Consider the following 11,465-nt stretch of genomic DNA (forward strand, 5'->3'; position numbering starts at 1 on the left):
AGGACTTGGCCATGCGCCTGATCAATCGCCACCCGGACCGCCCGAGTCGCCTGTTGTTGGTGATCCTGCCGTTCGCCCTGGTGCTGTTCGCCTACTTCATGGGCTCGGCCGAGCGGCTGGCGGACAACCCCAACGACAAGCTGCTGCCCAGCGCCATGCAGATGACCGATGCGGTGAAACGCCTGGCCTTCGTGGCCGATACCCGCACCGGCGACTACCTGCTCTGGCAGGACACGGCATCCAGTCTGCAACGCCTGGCCATCGGCCTTGGCATCAGCGCCCTGGCCGGGCTGTGCCTGGGCATCGCCGCCGGCACCCTGCCGCTGTTCGGTGCGCCGTTGTCACCGCTGCTGACGGTGTTGTCGATGGTGCCGCCGCTGGCGATCCTGCCGATCCTGTTCATCGTCTTCGGCCTGGGGGAATTGTCGAAAGTGATGCTGATCGTCATCGGCATCACCCCGGCGCTGGCCCGGGACCTGGAACAGCGCGCCCGGGAAATTCCCGTGGAGCTGCTGATCAAGGCCCAGACCCTCGGTGCCTCGACCTGGACCCTGATGTTGCGGGTGGTGCTGCCACAACTGCTTCCACGGTTGTTGATCTCGCTGCGCTTGATGCTCGGCTCGGCATGGCTGTTCCTGATCGCCGCCGAAGCCATTGCCTCCACTGATGGCCTCGGCTATCGGATCTTCCTGGTGCGTCGCTACCTGGCGATGGACGTGATCTTGCCCTACGTGGTGTGGATCACCCTGCTCGCCTGGCTGATGGATTGGGGGCTCAAACACCTGACCCGGCGGGCGTTCCCCTGGTATGAGGGGGCCGCCAAATGAGCTTCATCACCGTTAAAAACGTCTGGCAACAATACGCCGACCAGGTGGTACTCGAAGGCCTCAACCTGGACGTCAACGAGGGTGAGTTCTGCACTCTGGTGGGTGCGTCCGGCTGCGGCAAATCGACCTTCCTGCGCCTGCTGCTCGGCCAGGAACGCGCCAGTCGCGGCGAGATCCTGCTCGATGGCCAGCCCTTGGCCGGTGAACCGGATGCCAGCCGTGGCGTGGTGTTCCAGCGCTACTCGGTGTTCCCGCACCTGAGTGTGCTGGACAACGTCGCCCTCGGCCTCGAACTGCCGCGCTCGCCCTTGCTCGGGCGTCTGTTCGGCTGTGCGAAAAAAGAGGCCCGCGAACAGGCCTCGGTGCTGCTGCACAAGGTCGGCCTCGGTCATTCGCTGGACAAGTACCCGGCGCAACTCTCCGGCGGCATGCAACAACGACTGGCCATCGCCCAGGCGCTGATCATGAAGCCGCGGGTGTTGCTGCTCGACGAACCCTTCGGCGCCCTCGATCCTGGCATCCGCAAAGACATGCACGCTTTGCTCCTGGAGCTGTGGCGCGAGACCCGGCTGACGGTGTTCATGGTCACCCATGACCTCTCCGAAGGCTTCAGCCTCGGCACGCGCCTGCTGGTATTCGACAAGGTCCGTCTCGACCCCCATGCGCCCGGTCGCTATGGCGCACGCATCACCTACGACATCCCTTTGAACAGCGACCGCCGCGCCCAGAGCAAAGCCGTCGACGCCCTGCCGCTGCCGGTGGCGGGCACGCTTCGTATCGCTTAGAGGATTTTTCACAATGACTGATTCGACCCAACTGTTCCCGCCCTTCGCCGAAGAAATGCTCCCCGGCGGCGGCCATCGTTCCTTCGTGCTCAAGCGCGGCCAATTGCTGCGCCTGACCGACCTGCGCGGCGGCGCCAACGTCAGCTTGACACTGCTCAACGCCAACGAAAAAACCGAGCGCCTGAACCTGCCCGACAGCCTCAAATGCCAACACACCGCCAAGCTCACCGCCGGCCATTGCCTGTACTCGGACATGGGCCGCGTGCTGGCCGCCATCACCGCCGACACCTGCGGCTGGAGCGACAGCCTGGGCGGTGTGCTTTGCGCTGAAGAAGTGGCAGAAAAGTACGGCGCGGGCCGCTATCAGGAACTGCGCAACGGCTTCTTCCGCAACGGCACCGACAACCTGCTGGTGGAACTGGGCAAGTGGGGGCTGGGCCTGTCCGACCTGCTGATGACGCTCAACCTGTTCAGCCGCGTGAACGTCGATGACGCCGGGCGCTTCCATTTCGTCGAGGGCAACTCCAAGGCTGGCGACTACATCGAGTTGTACGCACCGATGGACACCCTGGTGGTGCTCACCGCCCTGCAACACCCGATGGACCCATCGCCGGAATATGCACCGAAACCGCTGAAGCTCAGCTGGATGAACGCCGACGCCAGCGTCGCCGAACACTGCCGCACCTCGCGCCCGGAAAACGAGCGCGGCTTCATCAACACCGACCGTTTGTTTGCCTGAGGATCGCTGCCATGTCACTCGCCATCGTCACCCCTGAAAAGCAGCCGGAAACCGCGATCTACCGCGCCACCATCCCCGCCGGCGAACCCTGGCTGATGGAGGTCAAGGCCGGCCAGACCCTGCGCATCCTCGATCTGGAAGGCAATCAGGCCGTCGACACCTTGTTCTACAGTGTCGCCAATCCCAAGGAACGCTACGACGTGCAGCGCACGTTGCGCCGGCAGAACAGCGTGTACCTGAGCACCGGCAGCGTGCTGTATTCCAACCTCGGCAAACCGATGCTGACCATCGTCGCCGACACTTGCGGACGTCACGACACCCTCGGCGGCGCCTGTGCGCAAGAGAGCAATACCGTGCGCTACGCCCTGGAGAAGCGCTACATGCACAGCTGCCGCGACAACTACCTGCGCGCCTGTGTCCACGACGGACGTCTGGGCAAGGGCGACATTGGGCCGAACATCAACTTCTTCATGAACGTGCCGGTCACCGCCGACGGCGGCCTGACCTTCGAAGACGGAATTTCCGCGCCGGGCAAGTACGTCGACCTGCGCGCCGAGATGGACGTGATCGTGCTGATCTCCAACTGCCCGCAACTGAACAACCCGTGTAACGCCTACAACCCGACACCGGCGGAGCTACTGGTATGGAACTGAAACTCGCGCGTTTGCGCCGCTGGCTGTTCACCCTGTGCCAGGCCCGTTCAGGGCAGTGCATCAAACAGCAAGAACACTGATTAACCCTGTGGGAGCGAGCTTGCTCGCGATTGCGTCGACACAGGTTCCTTTGAAGTCGACTGACACTCCGCCATCGCGAGCAAGCTCGCTCCCACAGGGGGCGGCGGTGGTTTTGAAATTTGTGATTCTGCCGTCGGGGACGACCCCGGCGCCTGTCGAAAAACTGCGGGACGGCCCGCATCCCAGTCGAGGCTGATGCGCAATCGCCTCCGGGGGTTATGCCATGTTCGAAAAAGTCCTGATTGCCAACCGTGGCGCCATTGCCTGCCGCATCCTGCGGTCCTTGCGTGAACTGCACGTGCAGGGGGTCGCCGTTTACTCCGAAGCCGACGCCGCCAGCCTGCACATCCTGCAGGCCGACGAGGCGCACAGCCTCGGGGAAGGCGCGGCCGCCGGCACGTACCTGGCGGTCGATAAAATCCTCGCCATCGCCAAAGCCAGCGGCGCCACCGCGATCCATCCCGGTTACGGCTTCCTCTCGGAAAACGCCACATTCGCCGAAGCCTGCGAAGCCGCCGACATCGCCTTCATCGGCCCGACACCGGAACAACTGCGGGTGTTCGGCCTCAAGCACACCGCCCGCGCCCTGGCCAGGCAACAGGGTGTGCCCATGCTTGAAGGCACCGAGTTGCTCGAGAGCCTCGACGCAGCATTGATCGCCGGCGAACAGGTCGGCTACCCGGTGATGCTCAAGAGCACCGCCGGCGGTGGCGGCATCGGCATGCGCGTGTGCCGCAGCGCGGCCGAGTTGAGCGAATCCTTCGAAGCGGTCAAACGCCTGGGCCAGAACAATTTCAGCGACGCCGGGGTATTCATCGAGAAGTACATCCAGCGCGCCCGTCACCTGGAAGTGCAGGTGTTCGGCGACGGTCACGGCGAAGTGATCGCCCTTGGCGTACGCGACTGTTCGGTGCAGCGGCGCAACCAGAAAGTCCTTGAGGAAACCCCGGCACCGAACCTGCCCGCGGGCATGGCCGATGAACTGTGCGCGGCCGCGATCAAACTGGCCAAAGCGGTGAACTACCGCAGCGCCGGCACCGTGGAGTTCGTCTTCGACAGCGAAGCCCAGCGCTTCTATTTCCTGGAAGTGAACACCCGTTTGCAGGTGGAGCACGGCGTCACCGAACAGGTGTGGGGCGTCGACCTGGTGCGCTGGATGGTGCAACTGGCCGCCGGTGAGCTGCCGCCGCTGAGGGATCTGCTACAGGGCTTGAAGCCGCAGGGTCATGCGATTCAGGCGCGGTTGTATGCCGAGGATCCGGGGCGCGATTTCCAGCCAAGCCCCGGTTTGCTCACGGCGGTGAATTTCCCTGACGCCGATGGCAAACGACTGCGCATCGACACCTGGGTCGAAGCGGGTTGCGAGATCCCGCCCTACTTCGATCCAATGATCGCCAAGGTCATCAGTTGGGCGCCGACGCGCGAAGAGGCCGTTGCGGACCTGCATCAGGCACTGGGTGCCAGCTTGCTCTACGGCGTGGAAACCAACCGCGATTACCTGCGGCAGATCCTCCTGGATGCGCCTTTCGCCAGCGGCCAGCCGTGGACCCGTTGCCTGGAAGGCCTGGTCTATCAGGCCAACACGTTCGAGGTACTCAGCGCCGGTACGCAAACCAGTGTTCAGGATTATCCGGGGCGCCTCGGTTACTGGGCGGTCGGCGTGCCGCCTTCAGGGCCGATGGACAGTCGGGCGCTGCGCCTGGGTAACCGTTTGCTGGGCAACGACGAAGGCGCGGCGGCGCTGGAAATCACCATGAGCGGGCCGTTGCTGCGCTTCAATTGCGAGGCGGTGGTGGCGGTGACCGGCGCAGTGATTCCATTGCTGCTCGACGGTCAAAGCGTGCCGATGAACACTGCGCTGGTGGTTCCGGCAGGCGCCAGCTTGAGCCTCGGCACCATTGCCGGCGCGGGCGCCCGCAGTTATCTGTGCCTGCGTGGCGGCCTGCAGGTACCGGACTATCTGGGCAGCAAAAGCACCTTCACCCTGGGGCAATTTGGCGGGCACGGTGGTCGCGCCTTGCGAGCCGGCGACGTGTTGCACCTGCCCGCGCTGAATGACCGCAGCGCCGGTCAGCAACTGGCTGAAGAGCAGGTCACCGAGTTGCCGGCGGTTCGGCAGATTCGCGTGATCTACGGCCCCCACGGTGCGCCGGAATACTTCACCGAAAACTACATCGGCACCTTCTTCGCCACCCAGTGGGAAGTGCATTTCAACTCCAGCCGCACCGGTGTGCGGCTGATCGGGCCGAAGCCTGAATGGGTGCGCTCCGACGGTGGGGAGGCGGGTTTGCATCCGTCGAACATTCACGACAATCCGTATGCGATTGGTGCGGTGGATTTCACCGGGGACATGCCGGTCATCCTCGGCCCGGATGGCCCAAGCCTTGGCGGGTTCGTGTGCCCGGTGACGGTGATCGAGGCGGATCTTTGGCAGCTAGGTCAACTGAAGGCCGGGGACAAGGTGCAGTTCTCCCCCATCGACCTCAAGACCGCCCGCACCCTGGCCCTGAAATGGGATCAATGTGGGAGCGGGCTTGCTCGCGAAGAGGGCGTGTCAGTCAACATTGATGTGTCTGAAGCACCGCTTTCGCGAGCAAGCCCGCTCCCACAGGGTATTAAGTCGCCTGTTGTTTTGGAGTTGGGTCAGGAAGACACGCAACTGGTCGCGAGGCTGTCGGGCGATACTCACCTACTGCTCGAAATCGGCGCCCCCGAACTCGACCTCGTCCTGCGCTTCCGCGCCCACGCCCTCATGCAAGCCCTGGAAAGCCAACACCTGCACGGCGTGATCGACCTGACGCCAGGCATCCGCTCACTGCAAGTCCACTATCAACCCGAACAACTGCCACTGGCCGACCTGCTCGGCATCGTCGCCGGCGAATGGGACGCCGTGTGCGCCGCCAAAGACCTGCAAGTGCCCTCGCGCATCGTCCATCTGCCACTGTCCTGGGACGACCCCGCGTGCCAGTTGGCCATCGAGAAATACATGACCACGGTGCGCAAGGATGCGCCCTGGTGCCCGAGCAACCTGGAGTTCATCCGCCGCATCAACGACCTGCCGAACCTCGACGAAGTGCAACGCACGGTGTTCGACGCCAGTTACCTGGTGATGGGCCTGGGCGATGTTTACCTCGGCGCGCCGGTCGCCACCCCGCTCGATCCGCGTCATCGCCTGGTCACCACCAAGTACAACCCGGCGCGCACCTGGACCGCGGAAAACTCGGTGGGCATCGGTGGTGCGTACATGTGCGTCTACGGCATGGAAGGTCCCGGCGGTTATCAGTTTGTCGGGCGCACCCTACAGATGTGGAACCGCTACCGCGAAGTCGCCGCGTTCGATGGCAAGCCATGGTTGCTGCGTTTCTTCGACCAGATCCGTTTCTACCCGGTCAGCGCCGATGAATTGCTGCGCATTCGCCAGGACTTCCCCCTCGGGCGCTTCAACCTGAGCATCGAACACAGTCAGTTGAACCTGGCGGATTACCAGGCGTTTCTGACGCAGGAAGCCGAGACCATCGGCGCGTTTCGCGAGCAGCAAAAAGGCGCGTTCAATGCCGAGCGTGAACGCTGGATCGCCAGCGGCCAGGCGCATTTCGACAGCGAAGAACCGGCCCCGGAGACGACCGAAGAGGCGCCGCTGGCCAGCGGTCAACAGAGCGTCGACAGCCACATCGCCGGCAACCTCTGGCAGGTTCAGGTCGAGACCGGCAAGCGCGTCGCGGCTGGTGATGTGCTGGTAATCCTGGAGTCGATGAAGATGGAAATCCCCCTGCTCGCCCCCATGGCCGGCGTGGTGCGCGAGGTGCGCGTGCAACCGGGTTCGGCGGTGCGCGCCGGACAGCGCGTCGTGGTGCTGGAACTTGACTGAACCCATTTTGAAAAGGACTGACACCATGAATATCAACCTGCAACTCGACGCCCTGCGCAGCGCCTACCGCGACGGCAGCCTCACCCCCCGGCAATTGCTGACGAACCTGCGGGACAAAGCCGCCGCGCTGAATCCGGACTATCACCTGTTCATCCACTTGCTCAGCGCCGAGGAACTGGAGCCGTACCTCGCCGCCCTGGACGGTCGCGACCTCGACAGCCTGCCGCTGTACGGCGTGCCATTCGCGATCAAGGACAACATCGACCTGGCGGGCATTCCAACCACGGCGGCGTGCCCGGCATTTGCCTACGTGCCGGAGCGTTCTGCGACCATCGTCGAACAACTGCTGGCCCTGGGTGCGATTCCGTTGGGCAAGACCAATCTCGACCAGTTCGCCACCGGGCTCAACGGCAGCCGCTCACCCTATGGCGTGTGCCCCAACAGCGTGTTGCCGGAATATCCGTCGGGCGGCTCCAGCGCCGGTTCGGCGCTGGCGGTGGCACTCGGGGTCGCGAGTTTTTCCCTGGGGACCGACACCGCCGGCTCGGGGCGCGTGCCGGCGGCGTTGAACAACCTGGTCGGCATGAAAGCCACCAAGGGCCTGATCTCGACGGCCGGCGTGGTACCGGCCTGTCGTACGCTCGATTGCGTCACTACGTTCACCGCCACCGCGCGGGAGGCCAGCCGGTTGCTGGCGCTCACCGCACGCCTCGACCCACGGGACGAATACAGCCGCAGCAACCCGCTGTGGAATGACGGCTCGGCGTTCGGTACGCCACGGCCGTTCCGGTTCGGCGTGCCACGCGCGCAGGACCTGCAATTCTTTGGTTGCCCTGAAGGCCCGTTGTTGTTCGGTGATGCCATCGACCGTCTCAAGGCCTTGGGCGGCGAAGCGGTGGAGCTTGATCTATCGCCGTTTCTGGAGGCCGCACGTTTGCTCTATGAAGGCCCGTGGGTGGCCGAGCGCTACAGCGTGGCCGGGGAGTTGATGGCACAAAACCCCGAGGCCGTGTTGTCGGTGATTCGCGCTGTCTTGGCCAAGGCACCCGCCGTCGACGGCGTGCAGACCTTCCGCGCCCAATACCGGCTGCAAGCGCTCAAAGCCCTGTGCGACACGGCGCTGGAAGGCCTGGATTGTGTCGTCACGCCCACCATCGGCCGCCCGGTGTCGCTGGCGGAACTCAAGGCCGAACCGGTGCTGCGTAATTCGGACCTCGGTTACTACACCAACTTCATGAACCTGCTCGACTACGCCGCCGTCGCCGTGCCCAGCGCCTTCATGGACAACGGCCTGCCATGGGGCGTGACAGTGTTTGGCCGGGCCTTCACCGATCAGTATCTGTTGAGCGTGGCCGATGCCTTGCAGCGCCAGCAAGGCCTGGCCGCTCCCGCACCGGCACCGGTTGCACGCCATGATCGGGCGCGGCTGGTGGTCTGCGGCGCGCACCTGGACGGGCTGGCGTTGAACTGGCAACTGAAGCAGCGCGGCGCCCGATTGCTGGAAACGACCTTCAGCTCACCGGATTATCAACTCTATGCCTTGGCCGGCGGCCCGCCGTTGCGTCCAGGCATGGTGCGCGTGAAGGATGGCGGCGTGGCGATTGCCGTGGAGGTCTGGGAGTTGCCCAGCCGAGAACTGGGCTCGTTCCTGACCGGGATTCCGGCACCGCTGGGATTGGGCAAGGTGCAACTGGCGGACGGCCGCTGGGAGAGCGGGTTTATCTGCGAGGCGTATGGACTGGAAGGCGCGGTGAACATCAGTCATTTCGGCGGCTGGCGGATGTACCTGAAAACACTGGGCTAAACACCAGAATCATAACCCTGTGGGAGCGAGCTTGCTCGCGATAGCGGTGTGACATTCAGCCTTGATGTGGCAGACACGCCGCCATCGCGAGCAAGCTCGCTCCCACAAAGTCCGTACAAGATTTACGACCATTCGCGGCGCACAAGGAGCAGTTATTTCCCGGCAGTACCCTTAGAATGCTTGCCATCGGATGACTGCCAATGGAACTGCCATGCCGCTTCGCTCGCCGCTGTATTCTCAACGCTCGTTGGTGCTCACGCTGGTCGCATTGCTGGGTGCAGGCTTCCTCGCTACCTCCTTTCTCAGTTACTACGCCTCCCGGGCTTCGATCCGCGACAACATCGTCAACACCGAGCTGCCGCTGACGTCGGACACGGTCTACTCGGAAATCCAGAAAGACCTGGTCAGGCCGATCCTGATCTCCTCGATGATGGCCCGCGACACCTTCATGCGCGACTGGGTGGTCAATGGTGAAAAGGATTCCGACCAGATGACCCGTTACCTCAACGAGGTCATGACCCACTACGGCGCCTACACCGCGTTCTTCGTCTCCAACACCAGCCTGACTTACTACCACGCCAAGGGTGTGCTCAAGCAGGTCAAGGCCACCGAGCCCCGCGACGCCTGGTATTTCCGCGTGCGGGACATGAAGGATCCGTACGAGATCAACGTCGACCCGGACCTCGCCAACAAGGACAACCTGACCTTTTTCATCAACTACAAGGTTCACGACTACAACGACCGGTTTATCGGCGCGGCCGGGGTTGGCCTGACCGTCGACGCCGTGATCAAGCTCATCGACAAGTACCAGCAGCGTTATCAGCGCAGCGTGTACTTCGTCGACAACTTCGGACGCCTCGTGCTGACAGGCGCCGAAGGCGGTCCGCAGGGTGCGCGCATCGGGCAGAAACTCGGTGAGCTGGACAGCATGAAGGACCTGGTCAATCGGCTGCCCAAACCCCACAGCGGCAGCTATGAATATTCTGTGCAGGGCCAGGGACATTTCCTCAATGTGCGGTTCATCCCGGAACTGAACTGGTACCTGTTCGTCGACAAACGCGAGGACAGCGCCCTGGGTGAAATCCGCCAGTCGCTGTACCTCAACCTGCTGATCTGCTTGTTGGTCACGCTGATCGTGCTAGTCCTGCTCAACCAGGTCATCAAGCGCTTTCAGGAAAAGATCCAGGCCCAGGCCACCCTCGACAGCCTGACCGAACTGCCCAACCGTCGCGGCTTCGACCTGCTGGCCGTGCAGGCCATGCACGAAGCCCGGCGCGAGCCCAAACCGCTGACCGCCTTGCTGCTGGACCTCGACCACTTCAAGGCGTTGAACGACACCTACGGCCACCTGGCCGGCGACCAGGTGCTGATCGGTTTCGCCCGGGACCTGGAAAGCTGCCTGCGGCACTCCGACATCGTCTGCCGCTGGGGCGGTGAAGAGTTCATCGTGCTGCTCAAGGACACCGACGGCAAGACCGGCCTGATGATTGCCGAGAAAATTCGTCAGCACGTGGAACAACAGCGCTATGCCTACAACGGTCAGGCCTTGCAGGTGAGCGTCAGCATCGGCCTGACCACCCTGCAGCCCGATGACACCTTGCACAGCCTGCTGTCACGGGCGGATCATGCGATGTACCGGGCCAAGCAAAGTGGCCGTAACCGAACCTGCGTGGAAATGTCTCACTCTATCCATGAACCAGCCTGACCTCTGCCCCGCCTGCGGCGCACCCAACGACTGCACCCTGGCCGACCCGCGAACCGCCGACCGCGCCTGCTGGTGCTACGGCGTCAGCATCGACCCGGCCGTGCTCCAGGCGCTGCCGGCGCAACTGCGCAACGCCTCGTGCCTGTGCCCGCGCTGCGCCGAGGTCGAGGCGCAGTTGCAAGCAGCATCCGAATCGATCAAGTAAGATGCGCGGCCCTTTCTTCACTGATCCCTAAGTCATGCGTGTCGACCGATTCCTCAGCAACCTGCCGTGCTTCAACCGTAAGCAGGTGCGCCTGTTGCTGGTGGAAAAACGCGTCAGGATCGACGGAAAAGTCGTCAGCGACCCACACAGTGAAGTCCGCGAGTTCAGCCGCGTCGAAGTCGACAGCGACGTGCTGCAAGTCGGTAAACCCCTGCGCCATTTCATGCTGCACAAACCCGCCGGATGCGTCAGCGCCACCCGGGATCCGCAGCACCCGACCGTGCTCGATTTGATCCATGAGCCGGACAAGGACGAGCTGCACATCGCCGGGCGCCTGGACTTCAACACCACCGGCCTGATGCTGATCACCAACGACGGCAGCTGGTCGCGGCGCCTGACCCAACCGCAGACCAAACTGCCCAAGGTCTATTACGTCGAAACCGAACAGGACATCGGCCCCGAATACGCGATCAAGTTCAATGAAGGGTTGTACTTCGCCTTCGAAGACCTCACCACCCAACCCGCCGGGCTGGAACTGCTCGGGCCGAAAAGCGCACGCCTGAGCATCGTCGAAGGCCGGTATCACCAGGTCAAGCGCATGTTCGGCCACTTCAACAACAAGGTGATGCGCCTGCACCGCGAACGCATGGGCCCGCTGGTGCTCGACGACAGGTTGAAACCGGGCGAATACCGCCCACTGAGCGCTGAAGAGATCGGATTGATCTAAGCAGGCGACCGCTGAGCAGAAGTTGTCGAACAATTTACCAAAGGCACTTGCGCGATGACGTGACCCCTGCT

The 11,465-nt window shown here is 63.3% G+C and carries 9 protein-coding genes; all 9 read left to right on the forward strand.

Features of this window, described 5'->3' with window-relative positions; genetic code table 11:
* The first annotated feature begins 11 nt into the window (after nt 1-11).
* The 9 genes from AC07YV_RS02630 to AC07YV_RS02670 all read left to right on the forward strand — a co-directional run bounded on the left by AC07YV_RS02630 (nt 12) and on the right by AC07YV_RS02670 (nt 11,394).
* A complete protein-coding gene (locus AC07YV_RS02630) occupies nt 12-827 on the forward strand; it encodes an ABC transporter permease (protein WP_102699003.1) in 816 nt (271 codons plus the stop codon).
* Nucleotides 824-1,612, forward strand: a complete 789-nt coding sequence (locus AC07YV_RS02635) for an ABC transporter ATP-binding protein (RefSeq protein ID WP_102699004.1) — start codon at nt 824-826, stop codon at nt 1,610-1,612. Before AC07YV_RS02630 ends, AC07YV_RS02635 begins: the two co-directional genes overlap by 4 nt.
* A 13-nt stretch (nt 1,613-1,625) precedes the next feature.
* On the forward strand, nt 1,626-2,351 hold the full coding sequence (locus AC07YV_RS02640) for an urea amidolyase associated protein UAAP1 (RefSeq protein WP_015093897.1): 726 nt from the start codon (nt 1,626-1,628) through the stop codon (nt 2,349-2,351).
* Nucleotides 2,352-2,362: 11 nt separating this feature from the next.
* The gene (locus AC07YV_RS02645; RefSeq protein ID WP_102675317.1) at nt 2,363-3,004 is read left to right on the forward strand and encodes an urea amidolyase associated protein UAAP2; all 642 of its coding nucleotides are present in this window, start codon (nt 2,363-2,365) and stop codon (nt 3,002-3,004) included.
* A 304-nt stretch (nt 3,005-3,308) separates the two neighbouring features.
* Nucleotides 3,309-6,953 (forward strand): urea carboxylase, encoded by a 3,645-nt coding sequence (uca, locus tag AC07YV_RS02650; protein WP_102699005.1) that lies wholly within the window; start codon nt 3,309-3,311, stop codon nt 6,951-6,953.
* A gap of 25 nt (nt 6,954-6,978) precedes the next feature.
* On the forward strand, nt 6,979-8,757 hold the full coding sequence (atzF, locus tag AC07YV_RS02655) for an allophanate hydrolase (protein WP_102699006.1): 1,779 nt from the start codon (nt 6,979-6,981) through the stop codon (nt 8,755-8,757).
* A 211-nt stretch (nt 8,758-8,968) separates the two neighbouring features.
* Entirely contained in the window at nt 8,969-10,462 is a 1,494-nt protein-coding gene (locus tag AC07YV_RS02660) for a sensor domain-containing diguanylate cyclase (RefSeq protein ID WP_102699007.1), read from the forward strand.
* Nucleotides 10,449-10,667 carry a cysteine-rich CWC family protein gene (locus AC07YV_RS02665; RefSeq protein ID WP_007979840.1) on the forward strand — a complete coding sequence of 73 codons (219 nt, stop codon included), beginning with the start codon at nt 10,449-10,451 and terminating at the stop codon, nt 10,665-10,667. The genes AC07YV_RS02660 and AC07YV_RS02665 overlap by 14 nt, the downstream gene beginning before the upstream one ends.
* A 34-nt stretch (nt 10,668-10,701) precedes the next feature.
* Complete coding sequence (locus tag AC07YV_RS02670) at nt 10,702-11,394, forward strand: pseudouridine synthase (protein WP_102699008.1); 693 nt, start codon at nt 10,702-10,704, stop codon at nt 11,392-11,394.
* Nucleotides 11,395-11,465 lie beyond the last annotated feature (71 nt).

The organism is Pseudomonas sp. GW456-E7, assembly GCF_059424105.1.